At 52.5% G+C, this 15,466-nt stretch carries 15 protein-coding genes and 1 riboswitch; of the genes, 4 read left to right on the top strand and 11 right to left on the bottom strand.

All coding sequences use genetic code 11. The annotated features are described in order from the left end of the window. Positions 1–62: 62 nt before the first annotated feature. From YWK_RS0104015 to YWK_RS0103980, 9 genes are all read right to left on the bottom strand, one after another. Complete coding sequence (locus tag YWK_RS0104015; protein WP_051375103.1) at positions 63–1,655, bottom strand: benzoate-CoA ligase family protein; 1,593 nt, start codon at positions 1,653–1,655, stop codon at positions 63–65. 137 nt (positions 1,656–1,792) lie between these two features. Beyond that, positions 1,793–2,569 (bottom strand): enoyl-CoA hydratase/isomerase family protein, encoded by a 777-nt coding sequence (locus YWK_RS0104010; protein ID WP_026963783.1) that lies wholly within the window; start codon positions 2,567–2,569, stop codon positions 1,793–1,795. Between the two features lie 116 nt (positions 2,570–2,685). Then, positions 2,686–3,510, bottom strand: a complete 825-nt coding sequence (locus YWK_RS18245) for a PaaX family transcriptional regulator (protein ID WP_051375101.1) — start codon at positions 3,508–3,510, stop codon at positions 2,686–2,688. Between the two features lie 123 nt (positions 3,511–3,633). Continuing rightward, positions 3,634–3,810, bottom strand: coding sequence for a PaaD-like zinc ribbon domain-containing protein (locus tag YWK_RS22820; protein WP_425387172.1), 177 nt, complete (start codon positions 3,808–3,810; stop codon positions 3,634–3,636). Continuing rightward, positions 3,777–4,388, bottom strand: a complete 612-nt coding sequence (locus YWK_RS18240) for a Phenylacetic acid catabolic protein (protein ID WP_051375099.1) — start codon at positions 4,386–4,388, stop codon at positions 3,777–3,779. The genes YWK_RS22820 and YWK_RS18240 overlap by 34 nt, the downstream gene beginning before the upstream one ends. Further along, a complete protein-coding gene (locus tag YWK_RS18235; protein ID WP_051375097.1) occupies positions 4,351–4,614 on the bottom strand; it encodes a hypothetical protein in 264 nt (87 codons plus the stop codon). The genes YWK_RS18240 and YWK_RS18235 overlap by 38 nt, the downstream gene beginning before the upstream one ends. Then, complete coding sequence (locus YWK_RS0103990) at positions 4,611–4,925, bottom strand: metal-sulfur cluster assembly factor (protein ID WP_026963782.1); 315 nt, start codon at positions 4,923–4,925, stop codon at positions 4,611–4,613. Before YWK_RS0103990 ends, YWK_RS18235 begins: the two co-directional genes overlap by 4 nt. A 50-nt stretch (positions 4,926–4,975) precedes the next feature. Further along, positions 4,976–5,914 carry a Phenylacetic acid catabolic protein gene (locus YWK_RS0103985; protein WP_026963781.1) on the bottom strand — a complete coding sequence of 313 codons (939 nt, stop codon included), beginning with the start codon at positions 5,912–5,914 and terminating at the stop codon, positions 4,976–4,978. Positions 5,915–6,093: 179 nt separating this feature from the next. Beyond that, a complete protein-coding gene (locus tag YWK_RS0103980; RefSeq protein ID WP_026963780.1) occupies positions 6,094–6,654 on the bottom strand; it encodes a CcdC protein domain-containing protein in 561 nt (186 codons plus the stop codon). 231 nt (positions 6,655–6,885) lie between these two features. After that, positions 6,886–6,967, top strand: a riboswitch (ZMP/ZTP riboswitch). A gap of 69 nt (positions 6,968–7,036) precedes the next feature. Here YWK_RS0103980 and purT point away from each other — a divergent pair. Then, positions 7,037–8,215, top strand: a complete 1,179-nt coding sequence (gene purT / locus YWK_RS0103975; protein ID WP_026963779.1) for a formate-dependent phosphoribosylglycinamide formyltransferase — start codon at positions 7,037–7,039, stop codon at positions 8,213–8,215. A gap of 141 nt (positions 8,216–8,356) precedes the next feature. Here purT and YWK_RS0103970 read toward each other — a convergent pair whose 3' ends face one another. Next, entirely contained in the window at positions 8,357–10,147 is a 1,791-nt protein-coding gene (locus YWK_RS0103970; RefSeq protein ID WP_245578508.1) for an OPT family oligopeptide transporter, read from the bottom strand. A 674-nt stretch (positions 10,148–10,821) separates the two neighbouring features. On the opposite strand from YWK_RS0103970, the gene YWK_RS18230 reads away from it, so the two are divergent. From YWK_RS18230 to YWK_RS0103955, 3 genes are all read left to right on the top strand, one after another. Continuing rightward, positions 10,822–12,267, top strand: coding sequence for an NAD-dependent malic enzyme (locus YWK_RS18230; RefSeq protein ID WP_051375096.1), 1,446 nt, complete (start codon positions 10,822–10,824; stop codon positions 12,265–12,267). Between the two features lie 190 nt (positions 12,268–12,457). Further along, entirely contained in the window at positions 12,458–13,852 is a 1,395-nt protein-coding gene (locus tag YWK_RS0103960; RefSeq protein ID WP_245578507.1) for an FMN-binding glutamate synthase family protein, read from the top strand. Between the two features lie 256 nt (positions 13,853–14,108). After that, the gene (locus YWK_RS0103955) at positions 14,109–14,504 is read left to right on the top strand and encodes a YmaF family protein (RefSeq protein ID WP_035465960.1); all 396 of its coding nucleotides are present in this window, start codon (positions 14,109–14,111) and stop codon (positions 14,502–14,504) included. Between the two features lie 116 nt (positions 14,505–14,620). On the opposite strand, the gene YWK_RS18225 is transcribed toward YWK_RS0103955, so the two are convergent. Continuing rightward, positions 14,621–15,298 carry a YkoP family protein gene (locus tag YWK_RS18225; RefSeq protein WP_156909028.1) on the bottom strand — a complete coding sequence of 226 codons (678 nt, stop codon included), beginning with the start codon at positions 15,296–15,298 and terminating at the stop codon, positions 14,621–14,623. Between the last annotated feature and the right edge of the window lie 168 nt (positions 15,299–15,466).

Here is a 15,466-nt window from a genome sequence, read left to right as displayed (position 1 = left end):
GTTTCCGCGCAACGACCCCACCTCCACATCTTTTTTGAATACTCTGTCTACAGAGACGAGAGTTACACGTGCACGGTGTCTCGTAGCTTAAACCTTTGGATTTTGCCCGTTTCGGTCTTCGGTAGTGACTCAACAAATACGAAGCGCTTGGGGCATTTATACCGGGCGAGCCGATCCCGGACAAAGTGAAACAGCTCCTGCTCTAGTTGTGGCGCCTGATGGATATCCTGTGGCACGATGAAAGCCACGGGCTTTTCAATGCCGTTTTCGTCCCTCCCGCCGACAACTGCCACTTCCAATACCGCCTCGTGTTCTATCAATACATTCTCAATTTCGATAGGCGACACCCAAATTCCTCCGGACTTGAGCATGTCGTCCAATCGACCGCAATACCAGAAGAATCCATCCTCATCGTAATAGTAGCAATCCCCCGTGTGGAACCATTCGCCACCAAATTTGGCCTTGGTCTGCTGGTGTAGGTTCCAATAGCCTTGAGCCAGCGAGTCCCCCTTCAACAAGAGTTCCCCCACCTGATTGGGTGATAAAGAGCACCCCGCCTCGTCCACAATCCTGACTTCATACCCCGGTACAACCTGCCCGGTGCTGCCTGCTCGTACATTTCCAGGCCGATTGCTAAGGTAGATGTGCAGCGCTTCGGTGGACCCGATGCCATCCAGGATGTCCACTCCGAACGTCTCTTTGAATCGATGATAGATTGCCGGAGGTAAAGGCTCTCCGGCAGAGACACAGTAGCGCACGGATGAAAAATCATATGCGAAACCTCGTCTCTTCACGTGATCCAACATCGCCGCGTACAAGGTAGGTACACCAAAGAAGAGGGTTGGACGATGTCTTTCGACTCGCTCAAACACGACCGTCGGCGTCGGGCGTTCGCGCATCAACACAGCGGTGCCACCCACCCCCAACGGAAAATACATGCCATTTCCCATGCCATATGCGAAGAACAGCTTAGAAGCAGAGAAGGTCACGTCTGCTTCCGTCATGTCCAGGATGCCTTCCGCGTAGTGGTGCAAGGCCAGTTCCATGTCGTGTTGCAAATGAATGGCTCCTTTGGGCTTACCCGTGCTGCCCGAAGTATAAAGCCAGAACGCCGCATCGTCGTAGATGGTGTCCACCGGAGACAGTTCCTCGGACTGCTCTGCCAGCCAGCTCGTAAATTCCAAACAACCAGCGGGCACCGTCGCATGGTCCCGACAGATGACGACAACGTGCTCAAGAAAAGGCAGTTGACTCCGAACCGGCTGCAATTGATTCCAAATCTCAGCCTCCACCACGGCGACCTTCGCCCTGCTATCGTTCAACAAATACACGTAATCTTTGGGACGCAGCATGGTGTTGGTTGGGATTGGAATGGCACCGATTTTGACTGCGCCGAAAAACGACGCAACAAATTCAACGGAGTCATAGCAAACGAGGAGGACTCGATTCTCCATTTGTACACCGATTCCCCTCAAACCGTGTCCTACACGGTTTACCCACCTTCGTAAATCACCGTACGTGATGTCACCGTCATCATGGTGAATCGCGATTTTTTCCGCCCGTCCGAGTTCCACGTTTCGGTCAATAAAGTAGCTTGCAGCGTTGTAGAGGTCATGAGTGGCCAGGGGCAAGACGGCATTGCGGGGTGCTGCCATGTCCCATCAACTCCAATCTCAATTTTGTAAGCCCTTTCATATACTACATGGGGGAAGCGCCATCGTTCCTTCCCAACATCAAGAAGACCGGGGAAGCGCCGACGGCTTGCGGGGCGCTTCGCCGGTCTGCTCCTCTATTACTGGCCTTGGAACGAGGCAGGGCGCTTCTCAAGGAATGCACTCAGACCTTCCTTCGCATCTTGCGACCGGAACAGCAGGTTCTGCAGCTCACCTTCGTAGCGAATGGCGGCGTTCAACGGCATTTCCTTGCCATTCATGATGGACAACTTGATATTGCTGACGGCGTACGTGGCGCTGTCCACCAACTTGCGGGCGTATTCAAACGTCTTTTCCCGAATCTCGGAGGCGTCATACACCTTGTCTACCAGACCGTAGTCGAGGGCTTCCAGCGGCGACAGTGTGCGGCCGGTGATGCACAAGTCCAGCGCCTTCGAATAGCCAACCAACCGTAACATCCGCTGCGTTCCCCCAGTTCCGGGGAGCACACCGAGAGTAACTTCGGGCAATCCAATCTGGTACTCATCATTCGCAGCAAACCGCAGGTCGCAAGCCATCGCCATCTCCAACCCACCGCCAACCGTGTGCCCTTCGAGCATGGCAATGAAGATCTGTGGAGAACGCGCAATTTTGTCCAGCGTTTCATTGCAGAACAGGCAAAACTGGGTCTTGAACTTGGGGTCTGCCGACTTGAGGAAGTTTACATTGGCACCGACCGAGAAAAATTTCGGAACGTCGCTCATGAGGATGGCCACGTGAATGCTGGAATCCAAGCGAACCTCGTCAATCGCGGCATTGATCTCACGGTAAACATCGAAATCGTACGCGTTTCCCTTACCGATATGCAGGTGAATTTCAGCAACGCCGTTTTCCTTTTTCACGGTGACAAATTCCATGTGCACAACCTCCAAAAGTAGTTTTTGTTAAAGAATTGATAATCTTCAGTCGATGATGAGTCGGCCGTGGCGCAGAGAGGAATGTCTCCCCTCTCGCGACCGTCTTTCTGCGGCGCTCACGCCGAGTCTGCGATTTCCAAATGGTCGTAAAAATACTTTTCTGCCAATGGAGATAAAAATTCGTGAAAGTCCTTGAACAGTTTTCGCGCCTGTTCCCCTGCCCAATTGGCCGGAAGCAGTTCCTTGGGCAGCCGCGGATCGACAAACAAAAACTTGCGGTACTCATGCACCAGCAATGCGCGCTCGACAAATGCGTCTCGCTCGGACAGGGAGCCCTGCACCCCAAGTTGATGCAAGCGCTGGAACTTGGGTCCGAACTCTCGCAGAAACGACTCGTACTTCTCCTCTATCTCAGGCAAGTTCCACGCTTGAGATACAAGATCCAGCGGAGAGCCAAGTCCCTCGTAGGTCCCTGTAAACACGTGCACATGTGGCTGAATTTGATACTCATCCATCATCTGCTTTAACTGACTGTATCGCTGATGCGGGCAAATCCACATACCGCGTCCAAGGGAGCCAAACCCCATCCACTGCAATTCTTTTTGAATCGAGTCGCGCAGATCCTTTTCAACATCCACCAGGTTGCAGGATACCACCTGCCAGTTCCGATCCCAGCGTTCGTCGTCCCAGTCGTACACCCGGGTGACGCCATCCAGGATTCGCCGCTTGCCTTTATCAGACAGTCGATAGAAACTCTTCTGCCCAATGCGGCGAGCCGTGACGAATTCTTGCTGGACCATTCTCGACAGCGTGACCCGGGTTGCCCCAGAAGTAATCCCAAACGGCTCGAGGTACCGAATCAGGCTGCCTACCCAGACTTCCATATTCAAGTCGCGAAAATAGTCCCCAAAAAGAGTGAAACACAGCGAAACTGGCCTCATGACGATCCCTCAATTCCCCGAAGTCACTCTGCTCAATATCTTACCACTCAACCTCAGAAATCCTGAGGCGACGGGACCGATACTGATGTCTCTCGTTTCAAGGATCGTCTCAGCGCTCTCCTGTCACCAACGCACGCGCTCGAACACGCTTCTGCAGTCGCTGCAGAGAAACTGACTGACCAGCTGCACCTTGCCAAACTGTGACACCCGTCGCACCGTACGGGAACCGCAAAATGGACACTTGACAGCTAGAAACGGAGTGGCTTTCACGCGGGATGGCCTGTGGTTAAGGGACTGCATTTGGACTCCATCTCCTTGCAAAACAACCCTGTCAGGTCAGGTGGCTCCACGTCCCTCAATTGCTGTTCAATCTTGTGAAGCCATGTGCTGAATTCCCTTACCAGTCTCGTCACGGACTCCTCGTACAGTCTGGGTATGGCTCCCGTTTCGTGTCGAAACCGGCGACACCACTCCGTGGCAAAGGTGATGTGTTCGTCCATTTCATCCAACATCTTTGTGGTTTTTTGCACGACTGCGGCTCCACCAACTTGGCGCAAATAGTCCAGGACGACTTTTGTGGCAACATTCAGCCCAAGAACGGAGACCATCAGTTCTATCCAATTCTCATGGAACTGTAAGATGGGCAAAGAGTTTCCCGACTCCTCGGCGACATCCTTGTCAATCCCCTGAAGTTCGTGAGACCAGTGGTATAAATGGCGCGCGTGTCCCAATTCGCCCTGCGCAATGGCCACCGCTGCCAACGCCGATTGCAGTTCCGGAGCGCTGATGCCGACTTCCACCAGCTGATCTCCGAGCACAAACTTGTTGTCCGCCAGCGCTTCAAGAACGTTGACCCACGACCACGTGTCCACGTCCATTCACCCCCTCCCTCGGATACAACGCTTTCGGTTCAATGACCCACCGCATTTGTTCAGCAGGTACTACGCACATCTCAAACCAGCTTTCCTCGTCGTATGTCGTATGCGCATATACTTTTGCGAGGTCGTCCGAAAACGCTTCCACCATCCCGATGTGATACAGCGGCCCACCGCGCTGACTTCGTGCAAACACGTCGTACCTCTTGGTAACGTGGTCTTTGCTCACGATACAGCTACCCCCCAACTCTGCAAGGTTTGCTTCCCCCTGTCGGTCATTTGATTGGCATTCCAAGGTGGATCCCAGATAACCTCTACGCGAACGCTGTGTACACCGTCCAATCGCAGCAATCGTTCTCGGATGTCGGATTCAATCCACTGCATACAGGCGCAAGATACCGACGTAAAGGTCATCGTCACCAATACCTCACCGTCTGACGAATGGTGAATCCCACGAATGAGCCCCATGTCGACCACCGAAATGGGAAACTCGGGATCCATCACTTCCTGGAGAGCGCGCCAATAGCGGTCAACCCCCATGCTGTCGCCTCCTTTCCTGACCCATTGCCACACGCACACAAGCCTCCAGTTTAGGAGGAACGGCGCAGACGTTCGTACTCGTGAAATCCTTTTTGAATGCGGTGAATAAACGCTTCATTTTCCGGACCTCGGGCCTTAAACCGCTTGATCACGTTGTCCCAAGTGTCTGGCTGGTCCATCAGCCACTCCTGCCGCTCCACGTCAAACTTACATGGAAACGGGAAGTCCAACACAAATTTTCCGGTTTCTTCGTCGTAATGCGCAGGGACGTCGATGCCGATGGACTCACAGAATGGAACCACTTTGGACAGCCAGTCCTGACGAAGTTCGTCATTGGTCTTTCCTTTCAGTTTAAGGTCAAGCTGTGTGGTCCGGCTCTTCAGCTCATCAGACACTCCGAAGAACTCCAAAGCCATGATAAACATCCACCGGAACGCCTTTTCCACTTCCTTACGTTTCTTTGGATCTTTCATTGCCTCGCGAAGAATGGATTCGCCGTTCCGCAAGTGAAACAGTTCCTCCTTGTCGACCTTGACCAGCGCGCGCCGCCATGGTCCATAGGACGTGTTTTGTCCAACGTCAGACAATAGCGTGTAGCCAGCCCGGTCGTACAACGCGTTAAACGCGCCTAACTCCACAAAGTTGTTCAGTTTGAAGTCAAACGCGTACGGGTTTTTCCAACGATGTGCCGGGCGGTTGTATAACAACTCTACCGTATCTACTCCAAGTTGCTGTAACAATATATAGGCGATGTGCGCGTGGCCAAGTTCATCTTGCATAATCGCCAAAGTGGTAATTTTCCGGTTTAGCGACGGTGCTTCTTTGTACACCGTGAGCAGAGCCGGAACACTGACCAGTTCCGTGTCTCCTGTGATGATGAGCGTTTGCTTCAAGGCGTGTAGGTACTCCTCTGTCATGTCGTCGATACTTTCGACAACGAACCCCTTTCGAATCTTGTCGACGAGCAACTCCCTCGAGTCAACAGCCATGCGCCCCACCTCGATATATTACATTTTTCAATATACATCGTATTTATTTGTAATATAAACTCAATGAACACTATTGTCAATATTCAGATGAAAATGTTTGCTCGGAACCATCGATACCTCATGAGCTGCATCAAAAAACACCTGCTGCACAGCAGGTGCTTTCACGGATTCTACAGACTTTATACATTCTCAAAATCGCGGTTGCTTGCTTCCCCCTTCGCTTCCAAATGCCGTTCTCGTCGAATCAGGAACGTATAGTATGCGACGTAGTAGGTAATTAACGTGAATAAAATGATGGCTGTAAACGGCTCATGAGAGTAGACGGTCCACTGCGCTTGGGCTGCAGATTGCCCGTTGGCTGAGGCTGTGGCACCGAACATCGCATAGTCTTGATACACCCTGTAGGCGATGCGCCCGATGAATAACACGACAAGGAGCACACCAATCCATGGATTTGGCCGATAGAACCACGCGCCTTGACGCCACTCGAACGATGTCGTACGAATCGCGTAGTACGCGATGATACCGCCCAGGACAATCCCAATAGCATCAAAGATGTACACCATCGGATGCAAGAATCCTATGACCAAGACAAGGACGCCAACGACAGCCAACAGCGCCATTCTCGTGATCATACGCCTTTTAACGAACTTTTGAAATCCGATGGTTCTCCGAGTCCGTCGATACAACCCGAATAGAACGAGCAGCACAATGACAACGACCGATGATGTATGTTGCATACTTCGGTTACCTCCGTTTCCTGTCCCTCGGATTCTGGACACACTGTTTGAATACCCGCAGTGGCAATCAGATCTTTTCACTTTGAGCGTCCTCAAAATTGACTTCGTTTAGAAAAGTTTAGCCTTTCTTGCGATGAAAATCACATGAGTTCAGAGAACACAAATGGTCGACGGAAACCCTTGTATGTCCGTGCGCGATGTGCTACGCTTCATTCGAACGAAAATATCAACGCACGATTACATGACTGGCGGATCAGTGGATAACCACAAGGGAGTGTAGTCGTTACGCGAGCCGACCGCCTGGGCATTCTGACAAGAATCCCAGGCGGTCTTTTTTGTGCGTCAATCCGACTGCGATGCGATGAAGGAGGTACCACAAAATATGTACGGATCGCCATTGTCTCAAAACGCGACCAAACTGATGTTACTGGGTTCAGGAGAGCTAGGAAAGGAAATCATCATTGAGGCACAGCGGTTGGGTGTCGAAACCATTGCGGTCGACCGATATGCGCATGCCCCAGCCATGCAAGTGGCCCACCGGGCTCATGTCATCAACATGCTTGACGCTGCACAGCTGCGCTCCATCATCGAACAGGAGCGCCCGGATGTGATTGTGCCCGAAATTGAGGCCATTGCCACCGCTACACTCGAGGAACTCGAGCGAGAAGGGTTTCGCGTGATCCCGAATGCGACGGCAACCCGGCTCACCATGGATAGAGAGGGCATCCGACGGCTGGCTGCAGAAGAGCTGGGGCTCCCCACGGCTCGATACGCGTTCGCGAATTCCCTTACTGAACTGCAACAGGCCGTCCAAGACATCGGCACACCCTGCGTAGTGAAACCGCTGATGAGTTCATCCGGAAAAGGACAAAGCGTCTGCAGGTCACTTGACGAAGTCGAACCATCCTGGAACTACGCCATGCAAGGGGGACGCGTCCAAAACACACGTGTCATCGTCGAAGAATTTATCCCTTTTGATTCGGAAATTACGCTGTTAACGGTCCGGTCGGTATCTGGCACTCGTTTTTGCGCCCCCATCGGACACCAGCAAAAAGACGGAGATTACATCGTGTCTTGGCAGCCTCACAACTTGACCGAGGAACAACGACGCCAGGCAGAACACATTGCCCAATCGTTGACAGATGCCCTTGGTGGTTATGGCGTATTCGGGGTTGAGCTATTCGTCACTCAAGACATGGTCTACTTCAGCGAGGTATCTCCTCGCCCACACGACACGGGGCTGGTGACTTTGGTGACCCAGGACCTTTCGGAATTCGCGTTACATGTGCGTGCCATTCTCGGATTCCCCATCCCAAGCATCACACTCTTGAACCCGGGTGCAAGCCATGCAGTGAAGTCTCCGCTGGAGTCCAGCGAATATCGGATTTCAGGCCTAGACAAAGCGCTCGCAATACCGCGCACACAAGTGCGGTTCTTTGGAAAGCCGACTGCCACCATCGGACGGCGACTGGCCGTCACACTGAGTGCGGCAGAAGATGTGGAAACCGCGCGACAACGCGCAACAGAAGCCGCGTCCGTCGTGGAAATCGTGAAGGGGTAAAACTCACTTGCTGGCGTAAACCCTGCCACCACTGCAAGAAGCTTTGTGGTTGAGTAGATTCGTGAGTTTATAAAAAAAGCCCGCAAAGCCTCTCCTATACGCTTTGCGGGCAACGATTGGTTGTACAGACCTCGGATCTGATTATGCGGACTTGCGCAAGCGCCGCGCTATCCAGCCCAGCCATACAGCCAACAACAAGTACAGAATGAGCGATCCAGTGTTGCCAAAGATCTGGACCGTGGGCAATTGGATTTTTGCCCCAGCAAGGACCGCGAGCAAAATACCGATCAGCGATTCGCCAGCGATGAGTCCAGACGCCGCCAAAATGCCGCGTTCTGCAATCTCATCCCCATCCGCCTGTGCGTCCTCCCGCCGCTTTCTAGTGACAATCCACCGTACCAGGCCGCCGAGAAACACCGACATACTCGTAAAGACAGGCAAGTAAATACCAACCGCGACGGCAAGCGACTCGACGCCCAGCAACTCCATGACGATGGCAGATGCAGCACCGATAAATATCAAATCCCATGGCATATTTGCGTTCATTATACCTTCCACAATCATCTTCATCATGACAGCCTTTGGCGCCGGGAGTGCCTTACTGCCAAAACCGTACGCATGGTTCAACAACAGCAGCACCCAACCGATGGTGACACCAGACGCCAGCGTCCCGATGAGCATAGCAAACTGCTGATTTCTTGGCGTAGCGCCAACGAGGTAGCCGGTCTTCAAATCTTGCGAAATGTCACCGGCAACGGCAGTTGCAGTACAGATAATAGCGCCGACGATGAGGGAAGCAACCATACCCTTCATACCGGTATACCCGGCCGCTCGGTAGACCGTGGCAACAATCAGAAGCGTCGCGATGGTCATGCCAGACACCGGATCAGAAGAAGATCCGACAATGCCGACAATGCGCGAAGACACCGTCACAAATAGAAATCCGACAACGACGACGCCAAGCGCGCCGATGACACCAACGCTCAACTGTGGCGCGAACGCGATGACCAACAGCGCAACGACTGCCAGAACAATGCTGAAGACGCGGGGAATGTCGCGCTCGGTACGCAGTTGACCAAAGTTCCCAATGTCTCCACCAATCCGCAAGCCAGCAACTGCACCTCGAAGTGTCCCCCAGAGGGTTGGGAGCGTTCTGGCTAGACTAATAATTCCGCCTGCAGCCACTGCGCCTGCACCAATATAGCGGATGTAGTGGTCCCAAATGTCCGAGGCATCCATACCGCTGATGGCATCTGTGGCTGGGGACACTACGCCGTGTTGCCCGAAGTAAGCAATCATCGGAATCAACACGAGCCACGCAAAGACTCCCCCTGCCGCCATCAAGGCGCCAATCCGCGGCCCGACTACAAACCCGACTCCGAGGAGCGAGGGCAGTGTGTCCATGCCAAGCATACCTTGACGAAATCCAGCTACTCTTGTGGAAATTTCAGACGGAAAGAGCGTTAGTCCGTCTTCGAGAAATTTGAACACTCCCCCGAGTGCAAGACCACCGAAGACGAGTCGCGCCTTCCGGCCGCCTTCCTCTCCCGCCATCAACACACGTGCGCAGGCTGTACCTTCCGGATAAGGTAACTTGCCGTGTTCACGAACAATCAGCATCCGCCGGAGCGGAATCATGAACAGGACACCTAGCACGCCGCCCGTAAGAACAATCAGCGTAATGGTGAACATCTTGGGGTTTGCTCGCCACAGGAACAAGGCGGGCAACGTAAAAATCGCACCTGAAGCCAATGCTTCGCCGGCAGTGGTCATGGTTTGTACAATGTTGTTTTCCAGAATCGAGTTTCTCCGAAGCAAGCCTCGAATAATCGCCATCGATATCACCGATGCAGGGATGGACGCACTGATGGTCATGCCGATGATCAGACCGAGGTAGGCGTTTGCCGCGCCAAAGACAATCGCCAGCACCACGCCGAGAATGACCGCAGTCAGAGTGAGTTCCCTGGGACGCTCGTCTGGAGAAATGAACGGTTGAAAGTCTGAAGATTGCTTGGACTGCAGAAGTCATTCCTCCTTAATATTATTCACATGTTGTACCGCGGAACCGCATTACATCGGTTCCGTGGGGCTTTACGCGTATCCTGCGAAGAACGCGCCGTTCCTCTATCCGGTGTCAAGGTACCGGCGCAGCGACGCGAAGAAAGTCCACCCCAGTCAGCATGCCCTACTGTGGTGAACAAAAACGCGGATTGGTTCTTCGTAGGATGAGGGGAAAATGGCATGCGAAATCACACGCCTACCTGAGGGTTGGCCCCCCGCTACACGTCCCCATGCGGTACAGTTCTATTCGAAACAAGTTTAGCAAGCTCGCGGTCAAGTGTCCAATAGAGTACATGCAAACGTGAATGTTAGCGCTGGAGAGAGTGTATAAAAAATTCTGTGTAAACTCCTCACCCGAAAGAGGAAAATCAATGATTGCAACGTATTTCGTATTGTCTAACGTTTGAGAATTACAGCAGCTTTGTCGGGTTGGAACACCATTCACGCTGCGCCACACAAGCCAGTGTTTCGCTGGTGAGTGGCTCGCCACCAAAGCATCACTGGACGACCGTCCGCGGACGATTGTACTTGAGGAGGCATCGGCTATGGCAGGATCACATGTAGGAACGTTGAGCGTCACCTTTCGGTTGAAAATTGCATCAGGCATTCCCTTCAGTACCGCGTACCACGCGATTAGCGAGGCAGGAGGGGACATTGTCGCGGTGGATGTCATCCACGTCGAGAAGGACAACTCCACGCGCGACCTGACGGTCAATGTGCCTGGTCCTGACGTGCTCGACAAAGTGGTCCACGAACTCAAACAGCAGGACGGGGTACAGATTGTACACATGTCCGATCGCACCTTTTTGGTCCATCTGGGTGGAAAAATCGGAACACAATTGAAGATACCAGTGAAGAACAGGGACGACCTGTCGAAGGTCTACACCCCGGGAGTCGCCCGAGTGTGTCAAGCCATCCACGAAGACAAGTCGAAGGTGTTCCAGTTGACCATCAAACGAAACACCATTGCGGTGGTGTCGGATGGATCAGCGGTACTCGGACTTGGCGACATTGGCCCCGAAGCAGCGATTCCTGTGATGGAAGGAAAGGCGATGCTGTTCAAGCAATTTGCGGATCTCGACGCGTTTCCCATCTGCCTGTCAACGCAGAGTGTGGATGAAATCGTGCAGATTGTGAAAGCCATGGCACCTGTTTTTGGGGGTATCAATCTGGAGGACATTTCATCGCCTCGATGCTTCGAGATTGAAGACCGGCTTCGAAACGAGCTGGATATCCCCGTTTTCCACGATGACCAGCATGGCACGGCAGTCGTGATGCTCGCTGGACTCCTGAATGCACTCAAAATTGTTGGCAAGAAGATGGAGGACTTGCGAGTGGTGGTGTGCGGCGTCGGAGCCGCCGGCGTGGCGTGTACAAAGATACTCCTGTCTTCGGGTGTACGGAATATTATCGGCGTCGACCGCGCAGGCATTATTGAAAGGTCAAGGCACTATCAAAATCCCGTCAAGGAGTGGTACAGTCGTCACACCAATTTTGAGAACGAGCGAGGGAGCTTGAGTGACGCCATTCGCGGCGCCGACGTGTTCATCGGTGTGTCCGGTCCGGGCGTCCTGACTGTCGAGCACTTGAAAACCATGGCCAGGGATCCAATTGTATTCGCGATGGCCAACCCGACGCCTGAGATTGCACCTGAAGAAGCCGAGCCGTACGTCCGAATCATGGCTACCGGGCGGTCTGATTACCCCAACCAAATTAATAATGTTCTGTGTTTTCCTGGTATCTTTCGCGGTGCGCTGGATGCACGCGCAAAAGAGATTAACGAAGCGATGAAGCTGGCCGCAGCACATGCGATTGCTGATTGCGTACCGTCGGACCAACTGAATGAGCAGTACATCGTTCCGAGTGTGTTTAACCAAGACGTGGTGAAAGCGGTCAGTAAGGCCGTCATGGAAGCGGCCATTCGCACTGGCACAGCCCGCAAAGAATTCAGTCAGTCCCCAGACATGGGCACTGTGAGCCTGCCGCTGTAACAAGATACGACCATCCATCGATGACACGGCGAGCGCAATGGCTCGCCGTTTTTTTATCCTCAAGTTGTACGATTAAACGATTCCCCGAACGGTCAAGCTGACGAATAGCCACGTTTCGGAAGAACAAGGCATTAAACCAGAACGTGAATTTACATTCTGGGCAATGGCAGTTTAGTGAGGGAAAACGGACTTGTCTACCTACCGTATGGTGTTTTGCATCGGATTGGAAATCCTGCTACTTGCAATCATGATGTTGCTCCTCTTGACTCATATCATGCGTCGGTATCTTCACCGACAGTTTGACGCGATGATGAAGCGCCTCGTAACCGAGCCCTACGGTAAAAACTTATGGGAAGGGATCACTGGCATTCGGCACATGGGAATCCAGTGGATGATGGAAAATGAACTCCGCTCTACAAAAGCGGAGGCGCTTCCAAAACCGATAGGCACGCATCGTCCCTTTCCGCATTTCGACGGTCTTCTCCTGAATCCAGTTCAATTACACCGTCGTCCAGTCGAGGAATTCAAACACGTGGATCTGAAAACAGTGCTGGGAAAGAAGTCGAAACGTCCTTTAGTTCTCACCATGCCAATGATGGTTTCAGCGATGGGGTATGGAATCGCATTAAGTAAGCCCTTTAGTTTCGCCCTTGCGAAAGGCACAGCCTTAGTTGGTACCGCGTTCAATACGGGGGAAGGTCCGGTCCTCTCGGAACACCGGGAGTTCGCGCATCGGATGATCATCCAATATCATGCAGCGCCATGGAGCCCAAAGGAGGATGTCATAAAACAAGCGGATATGGTAGAAATTCGTTTCGGGCAGGGCGCCAATGGTGGCAATGGGCACTTGATTCCGACAGCAACACTTCCCCCAGAAGTGTTGGACGATATGGGACTCTCTTCACGTGATATAGACGAATTCGTGTATATTCCTGCTGGCATCCCGGGAATTCATAGAGCTCGCCATCTGAAACGCCTCGTCGAGACATTGCGTTTCATGAGTCATGGCGTTCCGATTGCGCTGAAATTGGCAGCCAGCCACTACTTGGAATTCGAGCTGGAAATCGCTTTAAAGGCAGGCGTCGATGTCATTGTCATCGACGGCGCACAAGGCGGAACGCATAGCTCTCCAGCCATTTTGACCGATGACTTTGGTTTGCCAACATTGTCAGCCCTTTGCAGAGCCGTTCGGTTTCTCAAAGAGAACGGCTATGGTAAAGACGTGGATTTAGTCATATCTGGTGGCATCCGTACGCCAGGTGACATCTTAAAGGCGTTAGCACTGGGCGCCAATGCGGTCTACCTAGGCTCAGCGGCACTCTTTGCAGCCACGCATGCACAACTGGTTGAAACGTTGCCGTTTCAGCCTCCAACGCAAATTGCGTGGGCGGATGGAGTGTCCCGGAGCAAGTATGATGTACAAAAAGGGGCCCAAAGTTTGGCTCATTTCTTGAAAAGCAGTTCCTTGGAACTGGAAACAGGGATTCGTGCTCTTGGGAAAACGTCGATTCGCGACCTGACTCGCGAAGACCTCGTTGCGTGGGACCCAGACGTCGCCCGAATCACCCATTTACCACTTGTTTAATGCCTCGCCTTTCTAGAATCCGCCGCATATCCCGTTACTTTGTTGTCTACACAACAATCATCTGTGCACCTGTCCGTTTCCTCCGATATGGCTCGCGAACTACTTTGGTAATACGTGATGGGGTGAACAGGGCTGTGCCGGAAGCATGCTCGTTGGCTGTGCAACGATTCGTTAGGCCACCGGGCATTTGTGGTAGAACTCATGTCTGAGCGCGGCGTCCCCCAGGCGCAGAACAGGACCTGAAGGAGACCGTGGCATGGAAGAGGAACAGAAGGTATTCGGGATTGTCTATGAGTCCCCCGACGCTGAGGAAAACGGGACACACGCTCACGAACTGTATTTAATGACTTGGGACGGAAGACAACTTCATACGCACGGATTTTCCGGTGTCACTTCGTTAGATGTGGGCCATCGCCACAGCTATGCTGGAGTTTCGATGCCAGCACCAAGCGGGGTCCCACACACTCATGCATACTCGACCATAACCTCCTTAAACGATGGGCATACGCATCGAATCAGCGGCAGAACAGGACCCGCGATTCCTTTACCCGGGGGAGGACACTATCATTTCTTTGAAGGCGTAACCACTGTGGATGGGAGGATTCCGCACAGCCATTCATACAGCGGACGAACAGGAAACGAAATCCAATAATCACAAAGTCATCATTTTTCAAGTGTTACGCTGTTCGGTCATCTCAAGTAGGGAATACGGTCTCCCCCGTATCCCCTACCCATTCATGTACTCATCTCCATTCGCAAGATGACACTTCAGCCACTGTTTGCATTTTCTGCAGCACGGTTTTCTCCATATGATTGGATCAGTCGCTGCTTCGAAATCGCAACAATTTTGGGAGTGAATATATCTGGGTGTGCTTTAGCCCAAACATATGCGCTGGGATTCGAGACACGCAAAATGTTTCGTAAATACCAGGCTAAGAAACGACGTGCCGTCGGGCTATGAATGGGATAGGTGCTAAAGCCAAACCGTTGTACACCCCGGTGGATGAACGTTGTACCATACACGATTTTTGCCTTTTGAAACTTTTGAGAAGCTACGCAATGCGCAAGAGCGGGCAAAGACCGTTTTGCCTCCTTGATGAGTCTGGCTGCTAGGCTCACCACGGAGTCCTCTTCAAGCAGGATTTGAGCTAAGAATTTATTGTTCATGTGAATTTCGATGACAGGATCAAATCGGCGCACACAGACCCCGTCGACTGAAAACGGACGTCCTAGATATCTGTGCTTGGCAACACAAAAAATGTACTGTGAGTCTCCCTGTTCTACATGTTTGATTCTCGCCGCCGCCCGAACCAGTGCGTCACATGACCTCCAAACTATGCTGTGGATGTAGTCCCTCAAGCTTCCGTTTTTTTGATTCGGCTCATAACTCTCAACAAATAACGAATCACCAATGAAGAAAGCCAGCAAAACATAGGTATATTCCATGACTTGGCCCCGTGTGAACCGGACCATCAATTGGATACCCCCTGTCTCAAGCGGATTCAGAGCGTATTATATACAAAGGCGTGCAAGACAAACTCAATCAGAAATGGATTCAGAAAGTGTAGGCGTAGATGAAATCAATCGTGTGGGACATTGCGGTATGCGTCGCGG

Source organism: Alicyclobacillus pomorum DSM 14955, assembly GCF_000472905.1.
In the GTDB taxonomy this organism is placed as follows: domain Bacteria; phylum Bacillota; class Bacilli; order Alicyclobacillales; family Alicyclobacillaceae; genus Alicyclobacillus_A; species Alicyclobacillus_A pomorum.
The sequence above is the reverse complement of the archived record's forward strand: the minus strand, read 5'-3'. Positions and strand labels throughout refer to the sequence as shown.